The sequence below is a fragment of the Micromonospora sp. NPDC006766 genome, assembly GCF_040636055.1.
In the GTDB taxonomy this organism is placed as follows: Bacteria; Actinomycetota; Actinomycetes; order Mycobacteriales; family Micromonosporaceae; genus Micromonospora.
Window position 1 is genome coordinate 1 of the sequence record NZ_JBEYIX010000002.1, and the last position, 19,068, is coordinate 19,068.

The window sequence follows — 19,068 nt, forward strand, 5'->3', positions numbered from 1 at the left end:
GCCCGCAACTCCGCGACATCGGGCGGCCGGGCCAAGGCCGGGACGTGCGAACGCGGGTGCCGGCCAGCGGCATCTTGCCGATCTTGGAGACCTACCGTTCACCGCGAACGGCAACTCTCCAAGATCTGCCAGCGGCGGATCCGGACCGGGTTAGAACCGCCAGGTCCAGGCGTCCGCGACCCGGGTGCCGGGGCCGAAGAGTGACTCCAGGGTCCGGCGCAGGGCTTCCGCGTGCGGCGCGTCGTCGGTCAACGCCACGCAGGAGGCGCCCCAGAAACTGACGTCCCGGGCGGCCTGGCGGCGCTGCTTGTCGCCGATGGCCGGCGGCGCCCCGCCCTCGGCGACGTCGGCCAGCAGGACTGAGGTGGGGCGCTTGTAGGTGCCGAAGGACGGTGCGCCGTCGTGGCCGTACGGGCCGATGAAGAAGCCCTCCGGCATGCCGAACGCGGCGTTCGCGGCCGTGGCCCAGCGCATCGGCCAAGGGTTCGCCGGGGTGGCCGGCGGCACCGGAACCAGCACCCCGCCGGGGTGTACGCACTGCCGCCAGTGGCCGGCGGTGACGAACTCGGGCAACGCCGGCCGGGGTGCGGTGGGCAGCGGCGCGGGAAACACGCTGAGCAGACCCACGCCGACGGCCAGCGGTACCAGCCACCGGACCCGGCCCCGCGCGGCCAGCGCCCGGTCCACGGCGAGGGCCAGCACCGTACCGGCCAGCGGCAGCACGGCCAGGCCGAACCGCGTCGGCAGCGCGCCGTCCACCACCGGCAGCCCCACCAGCAGCGCGTACGGGGCGGACAGCCCGGTCCGCTCGCCGGCGACCAGCACCTCGGGGCCGAGCGACAGCACGCCCATGGCCAGGCCGGCGGCCACGCAGGCGACCGCCAGCGGGCGGCGACCCAGCCAGACCGCGCAGGCGACGATGACCAGCAGCAGGGGCCAGCCGAGGAAGGTGTTGAACTCGGTCGGGCCGGCCAGCCGGGACGCGGTGTCGCCGCCCAGCACGGTGAGCGGGGAGAACGCCGTCCAACTGGTCAGATCGGCGGCGTAGAGGCGCGGGTTGAACACCCCGTCGGAGACCGCCTGCGGCCCGGCGAACTGGTACCACAACGGATACCAGAGCACGAATACGGCCAGGCCGGCCGCCACGGCGAGCCCGACGCCGAACGCGGGCAGCGCCCGGCGCGACAACGCCCGGTCGGCCAGCCCGTACGCGACAGCCGTGAGCAGCAGGGTGACCGCGGTGAGGAAGAGCACCTCCTCGCCTGTGAAGAACTGCGCGATGACCGCCGACGCCAGCCCGAGCGCCGAGGTGGCCACCCGTCGGCGGTCCGGCCCGCCCGTCCGGCCCCTCGGGTCGGCGGCCCGAAGCAGCCGGACCACCAGCCAGACGATCACCGGGACCAGCCACTGGGCGGTCATGTGCAGGTGGCTGTTGCTCTGCGAGACCATGCCGGGGCCGAAGCCGCACAGCGCCGCGCCGAGACCGGCGGCGAACGGGCGGGCGCGCAGCACCCGGGTGAACAGCAGGTACCAGGCGATCGCGGTGCCGGCCAGATTGCCGGCGACCAACAGCGCGAAGGTGACCGGCGCTCCGAACGCGAGCGTGACCGGGGCGAGTAGCACCCCGAGCGCGATCACCGTGGTGTTGGTCAGCAGGTTGACCCCGTCCGGCGCGTTGAGCCGGTCGGTGAGCAGGCTGAAGTCGCCCAGCAGGGCGCGCGAGTCGACGGCCAGGAACCACTCGTAGAGGGTCTGGTCGGTCGGGTTGAGCGCGAGCACCCGCTGCCCCGGGGCCGGCCACAGGCCGTGGGTGAGCACCCCGGCGAGCAGGGCGAAGAGCAGCGCGGCGAGCAGGTCCGCGCGGCGGCGGGCCACGGCGGCGAGCAGGCGGCTGGCCCGGCTCGGGTGGACGACGGCAGGGATGGGGCGGACTGCCGGGGCGGGGCCCGTACGGGCGGGGCTGGTCACGGCTCGACGATAGGCGCGGGACCCCGCCGGGGTACGCCCGCCCGGCGCGTAACGGTTACGGTGAGACCTACATCGTCGCGCTTCGCCGCGCCGGTGTCGCCCGCCCGGGTGGTGGAACGGCAGACACGGCCGCCTTAAAAGCGGCTGCCGCGAGGCGTGCGGGTTCGAGCCCCGCCCCGGGCACCTGTGACTCTCAGCTTTCCCACAGCTGCCCCACCGGCCCGGGGTTGTGCGTTCCGACTACCCTGGAGCTGCGCGTTCACGTGCTTCGACCCCCTGAGGGAGGCCTGAAAGTGAAGTCCTCAAACCCGGTGCTCTCCCGGTTCGGCCACGCCGAACGTGGGCGGGCGGCCGGGTACGCCCAGCCCGGTTACCCGCCGCAGCAATACCAGCCGTACCCGCAGCAGGATGCCCCCGGTTACGGCTCCGCGGTGACCTCGGCCGCTGCAGCCCCGATGACCCTGGACGACGTGGTCGTCAAGACGGTCACCATGCTGGCGATCCTCGGCGGCGCCGCGGCGGCCACCTGGGTCCTCGTCCCGGACCAGCTGCTCGGGCTGGCCTTGCTCGGCGGCGTGGTGATCGGCCTGGTGCTCGGCCTGATCATCTCGTTCTCCCGGATGGCGAACCCGGCCCTGGTGGTGGCGTACTCCGTCGTCGAGGGTGTCTTCGTCGGCGCGGTGAGCAAGCTCTACGAATCCCGCTGGGACGGCATCGTGCTGCAGGCCGTCGTGGCGACCTTCGGCGTCTTCTTCGTGATGACGATGCTCTACAAGGCGCGCGTCATCCGGGCCACCCCGAAGTTCACCAAGATCATGGTCGCGGCCATGGGTGGCCTCTTCGCCGCCATGATGATCAACCTGGTGCTCTCGCTCTTTGGCGTCAACACCCACCTGCGCGACGGCAGCGGGCTGGCCATCATCTTCAGCCTGGTCTGCATCGTGGTCGCCTCGCTGAGCTTCGTGCTCAACTTCGCCAACATCGAAGAGGGCGTCCGGATGGGCCTGCCGCAGCGCTACGCCTGGACGGCCGCCTTCGGCATCGTGGTCGGCCTGGTCTGGCTCTACCTGGAGGTGCTGCGCCTGCTCAGCTACCTCCAAGGCGACGACTGACCGCCGCTTCACCAGAGACGCCCGCCTGCCGCGACCGCGGCGGCGGGCGTCGTCGTTTCCCCGTCGCCGCCGCGCCGCCCCGGGCAGAGTGTAAGCCGGGTACGTCGGTGAGGAGGTCCCCGGTGCAGAGTGCCAACCCGGTGCTGACCCGACTGGACGAGACCCGCCGGGCCGAGCGTCAGGCGCTCGGGGCCGCCGACACGATGACCGTGGCCGACGTGGTCAGCCGGACGGTCGGCCTGCTGCTGGTCACCGCCGCCACCGCCGCGGTCTCCTGGGCGTACGTGCCGCAGGCGGTGTGGATCCCGGCGGCGCTGGCCGGCAGCTCCCTGGCCAGCTTGGCGCTGCTGCTGTTCATCTCCCTCCGGCGGATCACCAACCCGCCGCTCATAATCGGGTACGCCGTGCTGCAGGGGCTGCTGCTCGGGGTGGCCAGCCGGGCCTTCGAGCTGGTCTATCCGGGCATCGTGGTGCAGGCGGTGATCGGCACCTTCGGCGTCTTCCTCGGCATGGCGCTGCTCTACCGGGCCCGGCTGATCCGGGCCACCCCACGGATGGCCCGGCTGGTCGCGGGCACGCTGCTCGGCATCCTCGTGCTCGGCCTGGTCAACCTGATCGCCTACCTGTTCACCGGGCGGCAGGGGGTGGTCGTCTACAGCCTGACCGGGCGGGTGGGCTGGCTGCCGTACGTCTTCTCGGTGGTGGCGATCATCGCCGGCGCGTTCAGCTTCATCCTCGACTTCGACCTGGTCGAGCGGTCGGCCCGCGCCGGCATGGCCCACCGGTACGCCTGGTACTGCGCGTTCGGGCTGCTGGTCGGGCTGATCTTCCTGTACTGGCAGATCCTCCGCCTGCTCAGCTACCTCCGGCGCTGAAAGTAGACTCGCCCACGATGAGCGCAGCGGAACTGGACCGGGCGGTGGAGCTGCTGGTCCGTCAGGTCGGGCACTGGGAACAGCCACGCTGGTCGGCGACGGCCGAGGGCGGCAACGTCTCCCGGGCCGACCTCGTGCACAAGCTGGTCCAGGAGATCGCCAACCTGGCGGCGGACGCGGAGGGCGAGCCGCGCCGGGACGTGCCCCGGCTCGGCAGCGACCTGGTGCTGCCCGACCAACTCCGGGTGGTGGCGGCCGACCTGGCGGCGGCCGGTCCACCGGAGTCGGTGCTGGCCGAGGCCGCCGCCGCGATCGCCCGGACCCGCACCGTCCTCTAGGCACCTCCCCGAATCGGCTCAGCTCAGCCGTTCGAGCACCATGGCCATGCCCTGGCCGCCGCCGACACACATAGTCTCCAGACCGATGGTCTTGTCGTGCCACTCCAGAGCGTTGAGCAGGGTGCCGGTGATCCGGGCACCGGTCATCCCGAACGGGTGCCCGACGGCGATCGCGCCGCCCATCACGTTCAACTTCTCCTCGGGGATGCCAAGCTGCCGGTACGACGGGATCACCTGCGCGGCGAACGCCTCGTTGATCTCGACCAGGTCGACGTCGTCGATGGTCATGCCGGCCCGCGCGAGGGCCTGCTTCGACGCCTCCACCGGGCCGAGGCCCATGATCTCGGGGGAGAGCGCGGTGACGCCGGTGGAGACGATCCGGGCCAGCGGGGTGAGCCCGAGGTCCCGCGCCCGCTGGGCGCTCATCACGATCACGGCGGCGGCACCGTCGTTGAGCGGGCAGCAGTTGCCGGCGGTGATCCGGCCGTCCGGGCGGAACACCGGCTTCAGGCCGGCGACGCCCGCCATGGTCACCCCGGGGCGCGGCCCGTCGTCGGTGCTGACCACGGTGCCGTCCGGGGTGGTCACCGGGGTGATCTCGCGGGCCCAGAAGCCGTCCGCGATCGCCTTCTCGGCCAGGTTCTGACTGCGTACGCCGAAGGCGTCCATGTCCTCGCGGGTGATGTCGTAGACCTGGGCGAGGTTCTCCGCGGTCTGCCCCATGGCCAGGTAGACGTCGGGGAGCTGGCCCGTCTCGCGCGGGTCGGTCCACACCTCGGCGCCGCCCTGGGCACGCGCCGCGGAACGCTTGCGGGCGGCCACGAAGCGGGGGTTCTCCCAGCCGCCGCCGATCAGCGCCTGCGCCTCCGCCGGCAGCGCGTCGGAGTTGCCGCGGGCGTACCGGGAAACAAGTTCGACCCCGGCGGAGATGAACACGTCGCCCTCGCCGGCCCGGATCGCGTGCAGGGCCATCCGGGTGGTCTGCAGCGACGAGGCGCAGTATCGGGTCAGCGTGGCGCCGGGCAGCCCGTCCAGGCCCAGCAGGGTGGCGACCACCCGGGCCAGGTTGAAGCCCTGCTCGCCGCCGGGCAGCCCGCAGCCGACGTAGAGGTCGTCGATCGTGGTCGGGTCGAGCGCGGGCACCTTGTCGAGGGCGGCCTGGACGATGGTGGCGGTGAGATCGTCCGGGCGGATGTCCCGCAGGGAACCCTTGGCCGCGCGACCGATGGGGGACCGGGCGGTGGCGACGATGACGGCGTCACGGGGCGACTCAATCGGCATGAGCCAACGTTAACCCGCAGGTAACTTGCGGCGGAACCTCGCTGCCGGGCGGGAAATGTCACGCCCGCCGGGGCTTCGGTTACTCCGGCTCGACACCGCCAGCGCGCAGGATGCGCCGCACCTGCTCGCGCTGATATCCGGCGGTCTCAGCAATGTCCTTTTGGCGACGACCGGCACGCGCGGCGGCCACGATGGCGACCGCAAGTCGCTCCCGCGCCTGGGTGGCTCGTTCGCGGGCCTGGACCACGAGTTGCCTGGCGTCTTCCTTCGCAGTCTCGATAGCGGCCTGGGCCTCCCGATACTCGCGTGCGGCGGCCTCAAGGTCATCCTGCATGCGGGCATGTTGTCACGTGCGTACTGATGCCTCATTACGCCAATAACCAGAAGGCATCCTGACAGTCTATCGAAGATGCCTCCTGAGGCGTAGTGTCATGAGGCGTAAGCATCAAGTAGGCGTGCCCCTGGGCAGCGCTGACACGCCGACCCGGGGGACTTGATCGGACGACGGAGGCCCGACCGGTGAGCACCCTACCCATTGCCCTACCGCAGTGCGGAGAGCCGGCAACGACGCGAATCGAGATCTATTCAGACGGCTCGCTCGACGCGTCCGCCTACACCTGTCCAGCGCACACGGCGGGGGCCCTTGCCGGCATCACAGAGGCCGGGCTGCACTCCCAGCCGGTCACCCTCTCGCCGACGGTCAACCGGCCGTGCGGGTACGTGCACGTCTATCCGACCGGGCAGTTGGCCGAGCCGGAGGGCGAGGCTCACCCGCCGTGGTGCGATCGCAAGGACTGCAGCCAGCGTGGACGGCACCAGTCGATTCAGTTGCCGGTCAGCACAGGGAAGCCCGAGGCGGTAATCGCCGACCTCTCGTTGACGCACGCTATCGCCGACGGCGTCGAGCCGATGATGTCCCTGACCGTCGTTGACGCCGACAGCGGCCGGCAGATCGTGCTCTCCCTCGGCCAAGGCCGGGTCCTGTCCTACCAGGTTCGGCGCCTGCTTGACCTCAGCCGGGGCTATCCCGGCAACCGGCGACCATCCTGTTAGCCCCACCCGCACCGGGGAACCGGTAATCATCACCAAGTACGAACGGCCCGTCGCCGTGCTGGTCGGCATCGACGAGTGGGAGGAGATCGAGGCGTTCCGAGACCGCAGGGACTCGGCGGTGATCGCCCGTTCCCGTGCCGAGGGTCAGTTCGTGCCGCTCTCGGCGGCTCTGGAGTCGCTCGGGGTCGATCCTCGTGAGGTGGAGGCGCTGCTGGCCGACCGGGCCGGCGGTGCGGCGGCGTGAAGGTTCAGATCGATCGGGACGTGCTGGTCTGGCTGCACAAGCAGCCACGCAACGTCTTCCTGACCGTCCTGAGCGCGATCCTTGGCTTGGTCTCCGACCCTGCGCCGCAGAACTCGACCGAGATGCGCGACGGATCCGGGCGTCGTCTGCGCGTCGGTGACTACCGGGTCGCCTCGACGGCGACGAGTTGACCATCCACGCCGTCGGGCATCGCAAGCACGTCTACTCATGAGCCGCCCGGGTCCGTCGGCCTTGTCCGGCCCGCGATGGGCTGGTCAGTGGTGGTGTCGGGTGGCGACCATCGCCGCCGCTTCGACTGCGGGCAGCAGGGCGTGTGCCCAGACCCGGTAGCCGTCGGCGGAGGGGTGGTAGCCGTCGTGGCAGAGCGTCCCCGCGTCCGCCCGGAACACCGGGCCGGTCTCGGTGGCCAGGTCGACCACGCCGGCGCCGGCGTGCAGCACGGCCGACGTCTGGGCCTGGGCGATCCGCCGCCCCGACCAGGCGAGCACGTGCCGCAGTGGGGACGCGACCGCGCGTACCGAGCCGAGGTCGGGGCAGGTGCCCACGACCACCTCGACGTGTGCCTCGCGCAGCCGGCGCACCGCCGACCCCAGGTAGGCTGCGGCGTCCGCCGGCCGGGCCAGCGCGGTGGCGTCATTGGCCCCGACCAGGATCACCGCCACGTCGGGACGCTCGCCGAGCAGAGCCCGAGCTACCTGGGTGGCCAGGTCGATGGAACGAGAACCGGACACCCCCACGCTGGACAGCTGCACCCGCCGGCCGGTAGAGCCCTCGGCGAGCAGTTGGGCCAGCTGGCCCCCGACGGTCTCTTCGAGGTGGCCCACACCGACGCCGAGCGCCGAGGAGTCGCCGAGCAGCACCAGCCGCAGCGGCGGGGCGTCAGCCCGGCCGACCGTCGCGCGCAACGCGAGGCCCAGCTCGGGCTGGGCGTACCGGCGACTGCGGGCGGCGATGGCCTGGCCGGCGAGGATCGCCGCCCCGCCCACCGTGCCCGCCACCAGAGACAGCACCGCGGCCCGGCCGAGCCGTGCCGCCATGTCGTACCGTCCGCTCATGCCAGTCCCTCCAGGGTGGGTGAGTCGGCGGTGGGACCGGGCTGCGGCACCGCGCCGACGCCGAAGAAGGCGCGCCGCCGAAGCTGCGCCCAGCGCCCGCCGGGCCCGCGGTCGCGGCCCCGGACCTGGGCGCCGCTGACCTCGGTGCCAGCGTGCCGGGCCGCCACGTGAGCTGCCTCGGGGAGCGACCGTACGCCTTCCCGGGCGGCAAGCAAAGGCCTGAGTTCCGGACCGACGCCCAGCGCCGCGAGCACGGTGGGCAGCAGCGCCGCCGCCGCGGCCGCGTAGCCCTCGGCGGACGGGTGGAACCGGTCCCAGGCGAACATCCGGGCCGGCTCCGCGGCGAACCGGGGACCGAGCAGATCACCGAGGGAGACCGTCCAGCCGCCCGCCTCGACCACGGCCACGGTCTGGGCGGCGGCGAGCTGACGGCTCCAGCGGCGGGCCAGCCAGCGAAGCGGCGGCCGGATCGGTTGGATCGCGCCCAGGTCGGGGCAGGTGCCGACGACCACCTCGCACCCGACCGCACGCAGCGTGCGGACCGCGTCGACCAGATAGCGCACAGCCACCGCCGGCGACGTGCGGTTGGTGACGTCGTTGCCGCCGACCAGGATGACCGCGACCTCCGGCTCGACCTCCAGGGCCGACTCGACCTGCGGCTTCAGCCCGGCGGACAGGGCGCCCACCACGGCGAACCGGTGCAGCCGCACCGGCCGGTGCAGCCGGCGGGACAGGCCGGTGGCCAGCAGCGCGCCCGGCGTCTCCCGGCGGCGGAACACGCCGTAGCCGGCGGCCGAGGAGTCGCCGAGGACCACCATGGTGATCGGGGGACCGGGAAGCCTCGCACCGTATTCCCCGTCGCAGCGTGGCGGGGGCGCCTCGGCCATCGGGATCGTGCGCCGAGCCTGTCGGGCCTGGCCGAGCAGCACGCCGCCGGTCGCGACGGTGGCCGCCACGGTGGCACCCGTGCCGATCGCCGCCAGGCGGGCGATCCGCCGGGCGTCCCGCCAGGCGGCGGGTGCGACGGAACCAGCGTCCCCCATGCATCGACATTATCGCGTCACCCCGACAGCCGCCTTCCCATGATCGGGTGGCTGGGAATCGAGGGTTCCGGGTATCTGTTGCGACAGTGGCGCAGTTGCGCCGGGACCGCACGCTGGTGGGTGGAAAGGGGCGATGACAATGGCATGGACGTTGAAACGGCGAGCGGCCTTCGCCGCGCTGGCAAGGGCGCTGCTGGCCGGGGCGCGGGGCGGCCCGTCGTTGGGCACGCGGTTGGCGGCACTGCCGCGGATGATCCGGGCCACGGCGAAGGGCCACTACGACGGTGGCCTGCGGCTGGCCCTGATGACCGGGGCCATGGCGTACATCGTCTCGCCGATCGACCTGATCCCGGAGTTCCCGCTGGGGCTGATCGGGCTGGCCGACGACGCGGTGATGGCCAGCTGGCTGGCCGGCAGCGTGCTCGCCGAGACCGAGCGGTTCCTGGAGTGGGAGGCCCGTCGCAGCTCGGTCATCCCGGGGCATGTGGTGCCCTGACGGCACGTACGCTGGGCGACGAGTGAACGTCCGCCCGGCCGCCGGCGCCGGTGCCGTAACGAAGGGCACAACGAGGTGCAGTACTACGACAACGTCGTCGAGCTGATCGGCAACACCCCGCTGGTACGCCTGCGCAACGTCACCGAGGGCATTCAGGCGACCGTGCTGGCCAAGGTGGAGTACGTCAACCCGGGCGGTTCGGTGAAGGACCGGATCGCACTGCGGATGGTGGAGGACGCCGAGAAGGCCGGGCTCCTGAAGCCCGGCGGCACCATCGTCGAGCCGACCAGCGGCAACACCGGCATCGGGCTGGCCCTGGTGGCCCAGCTGCGGGGCTACAAGTGCGTCTTCGTCTGCCCGGACAAGGTCAGCCAGGACAAGCAGGATGTGCTGCGCGCGTACGGCGCCGAGGTGGTGGTCTGCCCGACCGCGGTCGCGCCGGAGGACCCGCGTTCCTACTACAACGTCTCCGACCGGCTGGCCCGGGAGATCCCCGGCGCCTGGAAGCCCAACCAGTACAGCAACCCGGCCAACCCCCGCTCGCACTACGAGACCACCGGTCCGGAGCTGTGGCAGCAGACCGAGGGGCGGATCACCCACTTCGTCGCGGGCGTCGGCACCGGCGGCACCATCTCCGGCATCGGCCGCTACCTGAAGGAGGCGTCCGAGGGGCGGGTCAAGGTCATCGGCGCGGACCCGGAGGGCTCGGTCTACTCGGGCGGCACCGGGCGGCCGTACCTGGTCGAGGGCGTCGGCGAGGACTTCTGGCCGGAGACGTACGACCGGACCGTCGCCGACCAGATCGTCGAGGTGTCGGACAAGCAGTCCTTCGACATGACCCGGCGGCTGGCCCGCGAGGAGGGGCTGCTGGTCGGCGGCTCGTGCGGCATGGCCGTGGTCGCCGCCCTGGAGGTGGCCCGCACGGCCGGCCCGGACGACGTGGTCGTGGTGCTGCTGCCGGACGGCGGCCGGGGCTACCTGTCGAAGATCTTCAACGACCGGTGGATGGCCCGGTACGGCTTCCTGGACAATGCCGGCACCGAGCCGACCGTGGCCGACGCGCTCGCCGGCAAGAGGGACGGTCTGCCCGAGCTGGTGCACGTCCACCCCACCGAGACGGTCCGCGACGCCATCGACTACATGCGCGAGTACGCGGTCTCCCAGTTGCCGGTGCTCAAGGCCGAGCCGCCGGTGGTGACCGGTGAGGTGGCCGGCTCGATCGCCGAGAGGGACCTGCTCGACGCGCTCTTCACCGGGCAGGCGCACCTGCACGACACGATCGAGCGGCACATGACCGACCCGCTGCCGATGATCGGCGGCGGGCAGCCGGTCAGCGAGGCCGTCGCGCTGCTGGAGAAGGCCGACGCGGCGCTGGTGCTGGTCGACGGCAAGCCCAAGGGCGTGCTGACCCGGCAGGACCTGCTCGCCCACCTCGGCGCCCGCTGAGGTGTAAGGAGGGGCCCCCTGTTAACGCCTCGTGCATAGGAGGGGCCCCTCCTAACATTCGTTGGGTCGGGCGTAGCGGAGCTGGGGAACGAGGACCGGTCCGATCCGGTCTTCGCGTTCCTCGCCGGTGGCGGTCCAGCCGCCGCGCTCGTAGAAGCGGCGGGCCGCCTCGTTCTCCCGGAGCACCCAGAGCACCGCCCGGGACCAGCCGCGCGCCCGCATCGCGGCCAGGGCATCAACCATCAGCGCCCGCCCGGTGCCCCGACCCCGCTCGTCCGGCTCCAGATGGATGGCGTTGAGCAGGCCGGTGTCCGGTTCGCCCGCGTCGTCCGGCCCGAGGTAGCTGAAGCCGACCAGCCGGCCGTCGCGCTCGGCGACGATCGCTCGGTGGTCGGTGCGCTCCCAACCCCACCGCTCGACCCAGTACCGGCCCATCGCCTCCGGCGTCGGCGTGGCCAGCGCCTCCGGCGGCAGGAACGACGAGTACGCCGCCGCCCGCGAGCGGTGGTGCAGGGCTCCGACCGCCATGAGGTCGGCCTCGGTGGCGGGGCGCAGGGTGAGAGTCACTGGGGCGAGGCTACCCGCCGAGGCGGCACGGGGACGGTCATCAGGTCCTCGGCGACCACCAGCTCACCGGTGAAGTGCCGCCGGGCCTCGTCCGCGAAGCGGCGCGGGTCGGCGTACCGCTGGGAGAAGTGGGTGAGCACGAGCGTGCGTACCCCCGACTCGGCCGCGACCCGCGCGGCCTGGCCGGCGGTGAGGTGACCGACCTCGGCGGCGAGTGTGGCCTCCGACTCCAGGAAGGTCGACTCGATGACCAGCAGGTCGGCGTGCTCGGCCAGGGCCCACACCCCGTCGCAGAGCCCGGTGTCCATCACGAACGCGAACCGCTGCCCCGGCCGGGTCACGCTCACCTCGTCCCGGGTGACGCGGCGTCCGCCCAGGTCCAGGTTGCCGACGCGATGCAGCTCGCCGACCGCCGGGCCAGCGATGCCGTACGCGGCCAGCTTCTCCGGCAGCATCCGGCAGCCGTCCGGCTCGACGAGGCGATAGCCGTACGTCTCGATCGGGTGGTTCAGCCGGCGGGCCTCCAGCACGCCAATGCCCAGGGTGAATCGTTGCCCGTCGGCCTCGACTGGTTCGACGGCCAGCTCGGCGGTCTCGTAGAAGCTCGCCGCGTGGCGCAGTCGGGCGAAGTAGTCCGCGCCGCCGGCGGGAAAGTGCACGGCCACCGGGTGCGGCACCCGGTCGAGCGAGAGCCGTTGGATGACGCCGGGCAGGCCGAGGCAGTGGTCGCCGTGGAAGTGGGTGACACAGATCCGGGTCAGGTCGGTGGCGGAGATCCCGGTGTGCAGCATCTGCCGCTGACTGCCCTCGCCCGGGTCGAAGAGCAGCACCTCGTCGTCCCAGCGCAGCAGGTAGCCGTTGTGGTTGCGCCGTCGGGTGGGGGCCTGGCTGGCCGTCCCGAGCACCACCAGTTCGCGCATCGACACGGCGCCTCCTGCTGACATGAGGCGACCCCCGGGGCTTCCGCGCTCGCGCGGACCGGCTGGACTGGGCCGGCACCCCGGGGGTCGGGTGGCTGTCGTGGATTCGCCGCACCGCTGCCACACGGTCTCGACGATGGTGCCTGTGCCCGCCTCGCGGCGGACGGGATTACTGTCGAGGACAGCGGCTAGCGGACAGCCACCTCACGAGTCCGATTGCTATACAAAGCTGGACCACCTCCTTTCCCGTGTACCGCCACGCTATCCACCGCTCGGCGGCCTGGGCAACGGATTTCGATCACAGGGGCCGACCGGCTGCGGTGCCGGGATGGCCGCTGGTTGGCCGGGGCCACGTCGCCGGGCGCCGACGGAGGCGGGTCTGTGCCGCACGCTACGAACTTGATGACGTAGATCACATGCTGCCGAACCGTCGAACCTCCTGTGGCCAGCCGCATGCCTCCGCGATCTTGCCGGCCCACATCCGGGCTGTTTCCTCGTCGGCCACGTCCACCACAGTCAGCCCACCCAGCCACTCCTTGGTTTCGACGTACGGCCCGTCGGTGAACATTAAGGTGCCGCTCGTGGCGTCGGCGCTGAAGACGGGCCCGTCCTCCTCCAGTCCCCCGGCGAACACATACGCCCCGGCGGCCTTGATCTCGTCCACGACCGCCTTCGCGAGTGGCCCGCGCCCGCGAAACCACTCCTCAGTGTGGTCGCCCACCCACTGCTGGTTGAAGTAGATGAGGTACTCGGCCATGTCTGCTCCCTCGTTCCGGGCGGACCCGTCGTCCACCGCCATCTTTGCTACGAACGGCGTCAGGCGGATACGACACTCAGGCCAGAAATTTCCAGACCCCAACACGGAACAAGGCCACCGGGTCGGAACCCAGTGGCCTTGCCAGTTACCGCAATGGGTGGTCAGTGAGCGGCGTCGGACGTGCGGGCCACCCCGACCGGGCAGGTCATGCCGTTGGGGCCGTGGTTGCAATAGCCACCCGGATTTTTGGTCGGCGCCAGGTACTGCTGGTGGTAGTCCTCGGCGAAGTAGTAGTCACCCAGTCGGGTGATCTCCGTGGTGATCTCGCCCTTGCCGGCCCGCTGCACGATCGGCGCGAACGCGTCCCGGGACGCCTGCGCGGTGGCGAGCTGCTCGTCGGTGGTGGTGTAGATCGCCGAGCGGTACTGCGTGCCGACGTCGTTGCCCTGGCGCATGCCCTGGGTCGGGTCGTGGTTCTCCCAGAAGACCTTGAGCAGGTCCTCGTAGCTGATCCGGCTGGGGTCGTAGACCACCTGGACCACCTCGGCGTGCCCGGTCATCCCCGAGCAGACCTCCTCATATGTCGGGTTCGGGGTGATGCCACCCGCGTAGCCGGCGGAGGTGGTGATCACCCCGGGGAGGGGCCAGAACAGCCGTTCGGCACCCCAGAAACAGCCCATCCCGAAGACGGCGACCTGCGAGCCCTCCGGGAAGGGGCCCTTCAGCGAGGCGGGCAGCACCTCGTGCCGGTCGGAGATCGGCATTGCGATCAACCGGCCCGGCAGGGCCTGGTCAGGGGTGGGCAGCTCGGCCTTCATGCGGCGCAGAAACACGGTGGGGCTCCTCTCTTGCCTCTCCCAGCGTGCAACACCGCCGGTCCCCGCTTCCTTACCCGCCGGTGCCGCGCTCAGGCCAGCGCGGCGGCGATCCGGCGCGCGAAGCCCTCGGCCTCGGCGTCGTCGCTGTAGCGGGTACGCGGCCAGAAGAAGCCGCGCAGCCCGTCGCCCTTCGTCCTGGGCACGACGTGGGTGTGCAGGTGCGGGACGGACTGGGAAACCTTGTTGTTGACCGCCACGAACGTGCCACCGGACCCCAGACCGGCCTCCACCGCCATGATGATCCGCTGCACCAGCCGGAAGTATCCCGGCAGCAGCTCGGCCGGCAGCTCATCGAGGGTGACCACGTGGGCCCGGGGCACCACCAGCACGTGCCCCTTGAACACCGGCCGGGTGTCCAGGAACGCCACCCCGTCCGGCTCGTCGGCGACGGTGAACGCAGGCACCTCGCCCGCCACGATCCCGCAGAACACACACCCGCTCACCGCGCCAGGTTAGTGCCGGCCCGGGTTCCACGCACCGGGACGCGACGGCGGACTAACGTCTCGGGAATGAGTCACGGCTTCGAGACGCTCGCCATCCACGCCGGCCAGGACCCGGAAACCCGCACCGGCGCGGTGATCCCACCGATCTACCAGACCAGCACCTACGCCCAGGACGCCGTTGGCGCCCCTCGACTGGGCTACGAATACAGCCGCTCCGGCAACCCCACCCGCGACGCACTGCAGGAGTGCCTGGCCGCGCTGGAGGGCGGGCCGGTCGGGCTCGCCTTCGCCAGCGGCCTGGCCGCCGAGGACACCCTGCTGCGGGCCGTCTGCAAGCCGGGTGACCACGTGGTCATCCCGGATGACGCGTACGGCGGCACCTACCGGCTGTTCGCCAAGGTCGCCGAGCGGTGGGGGCTGGACTTCACCCCGGCGAAGGTCTCCGACCCGGACGCCGTGCGGGCCGCCATCCGCCCCGGCAACACGAGGATCATCTGGGTGGAGACGCCGACCAACCCGCTGCTCGGCATCGCCGACATCGCCACCCTCGCCGCCGTCGCGCACGACGCGGACGCGCTGCTGGTGGTCGACAACACCTTCGCCTCGCCGTACCTGCAGCAGCCGATCGCGCACGGCGCCGACGTGGTGGTCCATTCCACCACCAAGTACGTCGGCGGACACTCCGACGTGGTCGGTGGTGCCCTGGTCGTCGCCGACGCCGGACTGGGCGACGAGTTGCGCTACCACCAGAACGCGATGGGCGCGGTCAACGGGCCGTTCGACGCCTGGCTCACCCTGCGCGGCATCAAGACCCTCGGCGTACGGATGGACCGGCACTGCGACAACGCCGAGCGGATCGCCGCCTACCTGGACGGTCACGCCAAGGTCGCCGAGGTCCTCTACCCCGGCCTGCCCACGCACCCCGGGCACGAGGTGGCCGCCAAGCAGATGCGCCGGTTCGGCGGCATGATCTCCTTCCGCGCCACCGGCGGCGAAGAGCACGCCGTGCAGATCTGCAACCGGGCCAAGCTCTTCGTGCTCGCCGAGTCCCTCGGCGGCGTCGAGTCCCTGATCGAGCACCCGGGACGGATGACACACGCAAGTGCGGCCGGCTCGCCGCTTGAAGTTCCCGGCGATCTCGTGCGACTGTCTGTCGGCATCGAGACGGTCGACGACCTGCTCGCCGATCTGGAGCAGGCGCTGGGCTGACCGCTGGCTGGGGAGGGTGGCCGTGCCGGACAACATGCCGACGACCTGGGTGGGGGCGACCGCCAAGCAGATCGCCCGGGGCGTACGCCGGGGTGACGTCTCGGCCACCCAGGTGGTGGCCGACCACCTGGACCACCTCGCGCACGCCGACGCCGAACTCGCCGCGTTCCGCACGGTACGCGGCGGGCAGGCGATCACCGAGGCGGAGAAGGTCGACGAGCAGGAGGACCTGGCCAACCTCCCGCTCGCCGGGGTGCCGATCGCGGTCAAGGAGAACACTCCCGTGGCCGGGCTGCCCACCTGGAACGGCTCCGCCGCCGCGCGTACCCCGGTGGCGGAGGCCGACCACGAGGTGGTCCGGCGGTTGCGCGGCGCGGGCGCGGTGATCCTCGGGGTGACCCGGATGCCGGAGCTCGGCCTCTGGGCGCTGACCGACGACGAGACCGGGGCCACCCGCAACCCCTGGGACCTGTCGCGTACCCCCGGCGGTTCGTCCGGCGGCGCCGCCGCCGCGGTGGCCGCCGGGCTGGTGCCGATGGCGCACGGCAACGACGGCCTCGGCTCGATCCGCATCCCGGCCGCCTGCTGCGGCCTGGTCGGGCTCAAGCCCGGCCGGGGGGTGATTCCCTACCAGCTCGGCGCGGACGACTGGTTCGGTCTCGCCGAGCACGGCGTGCTCACCGGCACGGTCGCCGACGCGGTGGTCGGCTTCTCGGTGCTGGCCGGGCGGCGTCCCGACAAGCTGACGCAGCCGCCGCGGCTGCGGGTCGGCGTCTCCCTGCGCTCGCCGGTGCGCGGCGTCGCGCCGGACGCGCCCAACCGGGACGCGGTGGCCGCCGCCGGTCGGCTGCTCGCCGCCGCCGGCCACGACACCGTGCCCGCCGACCCGGTCTATCCGACCTCGCTGGGCTTCAAGGGGCTCGCCACCTGGTTCGCCGCGGCCGCCGCCGACGCGCAGGCCGCCGGGCTGCCGCGGGGCGGGCTCCAGCGGCGCAGCCGCCGGCACGTCGTGCTCGGCGAGTGGGCGCAGCGCCGGGGGTACGTCCGCGAGGCGGACCGGGCCGCCTGGCGCGAGCGGTCGGTGGCCTTCTTCGCCGACCACTCGATCGACCTGCTGCTCACCCCGGCGTTGGCCGGGCCGCCGCCGGAGGCCGCCGGCTGGTCCGGCCGGTCCTGGCTGGCGAACATGAAGGCCAACATCCGGTACGCCCCGTACGCCGCGCCGTGGAACATCGCCGGGCTGCCTGCGATCGTGGTGCCGGTCGGCCGCCGTCCGGACGGCCTGCCGGTCGCCGTGCAGTTCGTCGGCCCGCCCGGCTCCGAGCTGCTGCTGCTCGGCGTCGCCGGCCAGTTCGAGTTGCAGGCGCCCTGGCAGCGGCACGCCCCCGACTATCCCCGGATCGGCAGGGGATCGCCGGCCCACGCCTGACGACACCCCAGCGCTTCCCGGTGGCGTCGCCGCAGGTCCCGACGGGGGCGGGTGGCACGATCGAGGCATGACGGAACTGGTCGGTCTCGCCGACGTACGGGCCGCGCGGGAACTGCTCGCCGGCGTCACCCGCACCACCCCGCTGGAACCCTCCCGGCCGCTGAGCGCCGTGCTCGGCGGGCCGGCGTGGCTGAAGTGCGAGAACGTGCAACGCGCCGGGTCGTACAAGGTGCGCGGGGCGTACGTGCGGATCTCCCGGCTCTCGGCGCAGGAGCGGGAGCGCGGCGTCGTCGCGGCGAGCGCGGGCAACCACGCGCAGGGGGTGGCGCTCGCCGCCGGTCTGGTCGGCACCCACGCCACCGTCTTCATGCCGGTCAACGCGCCGCTGCCGAAGGTGGCCGCCACCAAGGGGTACGGCGCCGCCGTCGAACTGGTCGGCAACACCGTGGACGAGTCGCTGGTCGCAGCGCAGACCTTCGCCGAGCGGACCGGGGCGGTGTTCATCCACCCGTTCGACCATGCGGACGTCATCGCCGGCCAGGGCACGGTGGCGTTGGAAATCCTCGAGCAGTGCCCGGACGTGCAGACCATCGTGACCGGGGTGGGCGGCGGCGGCCTGGTCTCCGGCATCGCGGTGGTGGCCAAGGCGCTGCGCCCCGACGTACGGGTGATCGGGGTGCAGGCGGCGAGCGCCGCCGCCTTCCCGCCCTCGCTCAAGGCCGGCGCGCCGGTACGCCTGCCGTCGTTCTCGACCATCGCCGACGGCATCGCGGTGGGTTGCCCCGGCGAGCTGACCTTCACCCACGTCCGCAAGCTGGTCGACGAGGTCGTCACCGTGTCGGAGGAGGACATCTCCCGGGCGCTGCTGATGCTGCTGGAACGCGGCAAGCAGGTGGTGGAGCCGGCCGGGGCGGTCGGGGTGGCCGCGTTGCTGGCCGGGGCGGTCGAGGTGCAGGCGCCGGTGGTGGCCGTGCTCTCCGGCGGGAACATCGACCCGCTGCTCATGCTCCGGGTGATCGAGCACGGTCTCGCGGCGGCCGGCCGCTACCTGCGGGTCACCGTGCGCTGCACGGACCGGCCGGGCCAGCTCGCCTCACTGCTCAGCCAGATCGCCGAACACCGGGCCAACGTGGTCGACGTGGAGCACCAGCGGGTCAACCCGCACCTGCGCCTCGGTGAGGTGGAGGTGGCGCTGTCGGTGGAGACGCGCGGCATGGAGCACTCGGACACCTTGATCAGTGCCCTGCGGGCCAGCGGCTATCAGGTGGTGTTCGCCGGCGAGGCGTGAGGTGCTTCGGGCCCGAGAGACGACGCGACCGCCCCGGCCGGCGGGCCGGGGCGGTCGGTGTGGCTCGGGTCCGACCGGCCTGTCAGCCCCGGTCGGGAGGTCGGTCCCGGCCGGTCGGCTCGGGCGGCTAGCCGGAGAACGGCTCGAACTTGACGATGGTCACCTTGATGTCGGCACCACTTGGCGCCGTGTAGCCGCAGCTCTGGCCCGCCTTGCCGCCCAGGATCGCCTGACCGAGCGCGGACTCGGGGCTGTAGACGGTCAGGTCGGTGGTCGAGGCGATCTCCCGGGAGCCGAGCAGGAAGGTGTCGGTGTCGCTGGCGTCATCGTCGAAGTAGATCGTGACGACCATGCCGGGTGCCACCGCGTCGGCGGTCGGAGCCTCGCCGACCTTGGCCGTGCGGAGCAGCTCCTTGAGGTAGAGGATCCGGCCCTCCGCCTTGCCCTGCTCCTCGCGGGCGGCGTGGTAGCCACCGTTTTCCCGCAGGTCGCCCTCCTCGCGCCGGGCGTTGATCTCGGCGGCGATGATCGGTCGGTTGGCGATCAGCTCGTCGAGCTCGGCCTGCAGGCGGTCGTACGCGTCCTGGGACAGCCAGGTGGCGGGCGCCTCGTTGCCATTCGTGGACACAGGCGGTCTCCTTGGTC

General features: G+C 72.2%; 21 protein-coding genes, 1 tRNA gene and 1 pseudogene. 12 read left to right on the plus strand and 11 right to left on the minus strand.

Annotated elements, in window-relative coordinates:
* Positions 1 to 150: 150 nt before the first annotated feature.
* Positions 151 to 1,968, minus strand: a complete 1,818-nt coding sequence (locus ABZ671_RS03695) for a hypothetical protein (protein WP_357850666.1) — start codon at positions 1,966 to 1,968, stop codon at positions 151 to 153.
* 102 nt (positions 1,969 to 2,070) lie between these two features.
* On the opposite strand from ABZ671_RS03695, the gene ABZ671_RS03700 reads away from it, so the two are divergent.
* From ABZ671_RS03700 to ABZ671_RS03715, 4 genes are all read left to right on the plus strand, one after another.
* Positions 2,071 to 2,151 (plus strand) — tRNA-Leu (locus tag ABZ671_RS03700).
* A 110-nt stretch (positions 2,152 to 2,261) separates the two neighbouring features.
* Entirely contained in the window at positions 2,262 to 3,080 is an 819-nt protein-coding gene (locus ABZ671_RS03705; protein ID WP_357850669.1) for a Bax inhibitor-1/YccA family protein, read from the plus strand.
* A gap of 122 nt (positions 3,081 to 3,202) precedes the next feature.
* Positions 3,203 to 3,955 (plus strand): Bax inhibitor-1/YccA family protein, encoded by a 753-nt coding sequence (locus ABZ671_RS03710; protein WP_357850672.1) that lies wholly within the window; start codon positions 3,203 to 3,205, stop codon positions 3,953 to 3,955.
* 17 nt (positions 3,956 to 3,972) lie between these two features.
* Positions 3,973 to 4,293 carry a hypothetical protein gene (locus ABZ671_RS03715; RefSeq protein WP_357850676.1) on the plus strand — a complete coding sequence of 107 codons (321 nt, stop codon included), beginning with the start codon at positions 3,973 to 3,975 and terminating at the stop codon, positions 4,291 to 4,293.
* Between the two features lie 18 nt (positions 4,294 to 4,311).
* Here ABZ671_RS03715 and ABZ671_RS03720 read toward each other — a convergent pair whose 3' ends face one another.
* Both ABZ671_RS03720 and ABZ671_RS03725 read right to left on the minus strand, forming a co-directional pair.
* A complete protein-coding gene (locus tag ABZ671_RS03720) occupies positions 4,312 to 5,574 on the minus strand; it encodes an acetyl-CoA C-acetyltransferase (protein ID WP_357850679.1) in 1,263 nt (420 codons plus the stop codon).
* Between the two features lie 79 nt (positions 5,575 to 5,653).
* A complete protein-coding gene (locus ABZ671_RS03725) occupies positions 5,654 to 5,908 on the minus strand; it encodes a hypothetical protein (protein WP_357850682.1) in 255 nt (84 codons plus the stop codon).
* Between the two features lie 185 nt (positions 5,909 to 6,093).
* On the opposite strand from ABZ671_RS03725, the gene ABZ671_RS03730 reads away from it, so the two are divergent.
* The 3 genes and pseudogenes from ABZ671_RS03730 (at position 6,094) to ABZ671_RS03740 (ending at position 7,103) form a co-directional block, all read left to right on the plus strand.
* Positions 6,094 to 6,627, plus strand: a complete 534-nt coding sequence (locus ABZ671_RS03730; RefSeq protein WP_357850685.1) for a hypothetical protein — start codon at positions 6,094 to 6,096, stop codon at positions 6,625 to 6,627.
* Positions 6,599 to 6,871: a type II toxin-antitoxin system prevent-host-death family antitoxin gene (locus ABZ671_RS03735; RefSeq protein WP_357851687.1), complete on the plus strand. Its 273-nt coding sequence runs from the start codon at positions 6,599 to 6,601 to the stop codon at positions 6,869 to 6,871. The genes ABZ671_RS03730 and ABZ671_RS03735 overlap by 29 nt, the downstream gene beginning before the upstream one ends.
* A pseudogene (locus ABZ671_RS03740) lies at positions 6,868 to 7,103 on the plus strand (hypothetical protein). Before ABZ671_RS03735 ends, ABZ671_RS03740 begins: the two are co-directional and overlap by 4 nt.
* A gap of 43 nt (positions 7,104 to 7,146) precedes the next feature.
* On the opposite strand, the gene ABZ671_RS03745 reads toward ABZ671_RS03740, so the two are convergent.
* Complete coding sequence (locus ABZ671_RS03745) at positions 7,147 to 7,947, minus strand: SGNH/GDSL hydrolase family protein (RefSeq protein ID WP_357850688.1); 801 nt, start codon at positions 7,945 to 7,947, stop codon at positions 7,147 to 7,149.
* Positions 7,944 to 8,990 (minus strand): SGNH/GDSL hydrolase family protein, encoded by a 1,047-nt coding sequence (locus ABZ671_RS03750; RefSeq protein WP_357850691.1) that lies wholly within the window; start codon positions 8,988 to 8,990, stop codon positions 7,944 to 7,946. Before ABZ671_RS03750 ends, ABZ671_RS03745 begins: the two co-directional genes overlap by 4 nt.
* 139 nt (positions 8,991 to 9,129) lie before the next feature.
* Between ABZ671_RS03750 and ABZ671_RS03755 the strand changes: the two genes are divergently transcribed.
* Positions 9,130 to 9,486 (plus strand): YkvA family protein, encoded by a 357-nt coding sequence (locus tag ABZ671_RS03755; RefSeq protein WP_357851690.1) that lies wholly within the window; start codon positions 9,130 to 9,132, stop codon positions 9,484 to 9,486.
* 75 nt (positions 9,487 to 9,561) lie between these two features.
* Positions 9,562 to 10,932: a cystathionine beta-synthase gene (locus ABZ671_RS03760; RefSeq protein WP_357850694.1), complete on the plus strand. Its 1,371-nt coding sequence runs from the start codon at positions 9,562 to 9,564 to the stop codon at positions 10,930 to 10,932.
* A gap of 51 nt (positions 10,933 to 10,983) precedes the next feature.
* On the opposite strand, the gene ABZ671_RS03765 is transcribed toward ABZ671_RS03760, so the two are convergent.
* From ABZ671_RS03765 to ABZ671_RS03785, 5 genes are all read right to left on the minus strand, one after another.
* On the minus strand, positions 10,984 to 11,499 hold the full coding sequence (locus tag ABZ671_RS03765) for a GNAT family N-acetyltransferase (RefSeq protein ID WP_357850696.1): 516 nt from the start codon (positions 11,497 to 11,499) through the stop codon (positions 10,984 to 10,986).
* Positions 11,496 to 12,425: a ribonuclease Z gene (locus ABZ671_RS03770; protein ID WP_357850699.1), complete on the minus strand. Its 930-nt coding sequence runs from the start codon at positions 12,423 to 12,425 to the stop codon at positions 11,496 to 11,498. Before ABZ671_RS03770 ends, ABZ671_RS03765 begins: the two co-directional genes overlap by 4 nt.
* A 406-nt stretch (positions 12,426 to 12,831) precedes the next feature.
* Complete coding sequence (locus ABZ671_RS03775; RefSeq protein ID WP_357850702.1) at positions 12,832 to 13,176, minus strand: YciI family protein; 345 nt, start codon at positions 13,174 to 13,176, stop codon at positions 12,832 to 12,834.
* A 161-nt stretch (positions 13,177 to 13,337) separates the two neighbouring features.
* A complete protein-coding gene (msrA, locus tag ABZ671_RS03780) occupies positions 13,338 to 14,009 on the minus strand; it encodes a peptide-methionine (S)-S-oxide reductase MsrA (protein WP_357850705.1) in 672 nt (223 codons plus the stop codon).
* A 74-nt stretch (positions 14,010 to 14,083) separates the two neighbouring features.
* Positions 14,084 to 14,497, minus strand: coding sequence for an HIT family protein (locus tag ABZ671_RS03785; protein WP_357850708.1), 414 nt, complete (start codon positions 14,495 to 14,497; stop codon positions 14,084 to 14,086).
* Between the two features lie 66 nt (positions 14,498 to 14,563).
* Here ABZ671_RS03785 and ABZ671_RS03790 point away from each other — a divergent pair, with 66 nt between their 5' ends.
* From ABZ671_RS03790 to ilvA, 3 genes are all read left to right on the plus strand, one after another.
* Positions 14,564 to 15,706 carry a cystathionine gamma-synthase gene (locus ABZ671_RS03790; protein WP_357850711.1) on the plus strand — a complete coding sequence of 381 codons (1,143 nt, stop codon included), beginning with the start codon at positions 14,564 to 14,566 and terminating at the stop codon, positions 15,704 to 15,706.
* 16 nt (positions 15,707 to 15,722) lie between these two features.
* On the plus strand, positions 15,723 to 17,135 hold the full coding sequence (locus ABZ671_RS03795; protein ID WP_357850714.1) for an amidase family protein: 1,413 nt from the start codon (positions 15,723 to 15,725) through the stop codon (positions 17,133 to 17,135).
* Between the two features lie 67 nt (positions 17,136 to 17,202).
* Positions 17,203 to 18,423, plus strand: coding sequence for a threonine ammonia-lyase (gene ilvA / locus ABZ671_RS03800; RefSeq protein ID WP_357850717.1), 1,221 nt, complete (start codon positions 17,203 to 17,205; stop codon positions 18,421 to 18,423).
* 127 nt (positions 18,424 to 18,550) lie between these two features.
* Here ilvA and greA read toward each other — a convergent pair whose 3' ends face one another.
* The gene (gene greA / locus ABZ671_RS03805; RefSeq protein WP_357850720.1) at positions 18,551 to 19,051 is read right to left on the minus strand and encodes a transcription elongation factor GreA; all 501 of its coding nucleotides are present in this window, start codon (positions 19,049 to 19,051) and stop codon (positions 18,551 to 18,553) included.
* Positions 19,052 to 19,068 lie beyond the last annotated feature (17 nt).

What these genes read in the sequence shown, in the direction of transcription:
- ABZ671_RS03715 (WP_357850676.1), top strand. Translation starts at nt 3,973, where the DNA reads ATGAGCGCAGCGGAACTGGACCGGGCGGTGGAGCTGCTGGTCCGTCAG.
- ABZ671_RS03720 (WP_357850679.1), bottom strand. Translation starts at nt 5,574, where the DNA reads ATGCCGATTGAGTCGCCCCGTGACGCCGTCATCGTCGCCACCGCCCGG.
- ABZ671_RS03725 (WP_357850682.1), bottom strand. Translation starts at nt 5,908, where the DNA reads ATGCAGGATGACCTTGAGGCCGCCGCACGCGAGTATCGGGAGGCCCAG.
- ABZ671_RS03745 (WP_357850688.1), bottom strand. Translation starts at nt 7,947, where the DNA reads ATGAGCGGACGGTACGACATGGCGGCACGGCTCGGCCGGGCCGCGGTG.
- ABZ671_RS03750 (WP_357850691.1), bottom strand. Translation starts at nt 8,990, where the DNA reads ATGGGGGACGCTGGTTCCGTCGCACCCGCCGCCTGGCGGGACGCCCGG.
- ABZ671_RS03755 (WP_357851690.1), top strand. Translation starts at nt 9,130, where the DNA reads ATGGCATGGACGTTGAAACGGCGAGCGGCCTTCGCCGCGCTGGCAAGG.
- ABZ671_RS03775 (WP_357850702.1), bottom strand. Translation starts at nt 13,176, where the DNA reads ATGGCCGAGTACCTCATCTACTTCAACCAGCAGTGGGTGGGCGACCAC.
- ABZ671_RS03790 (WP_357850711.1), top strand. Translation starts at nt 14,564, where the DNA reads ATGAGTCACGGCTTCGAGACGCTCGCCATCCACGCCGGCCAGGACCCG.
- ilvA (WP_357850717.1), top strand. Translation starts at nt 17,203, where the DNA reads ATGACGGAACTGGTCGGTCTCGCCGACGTACGGGCCGCGCGGGAACTG.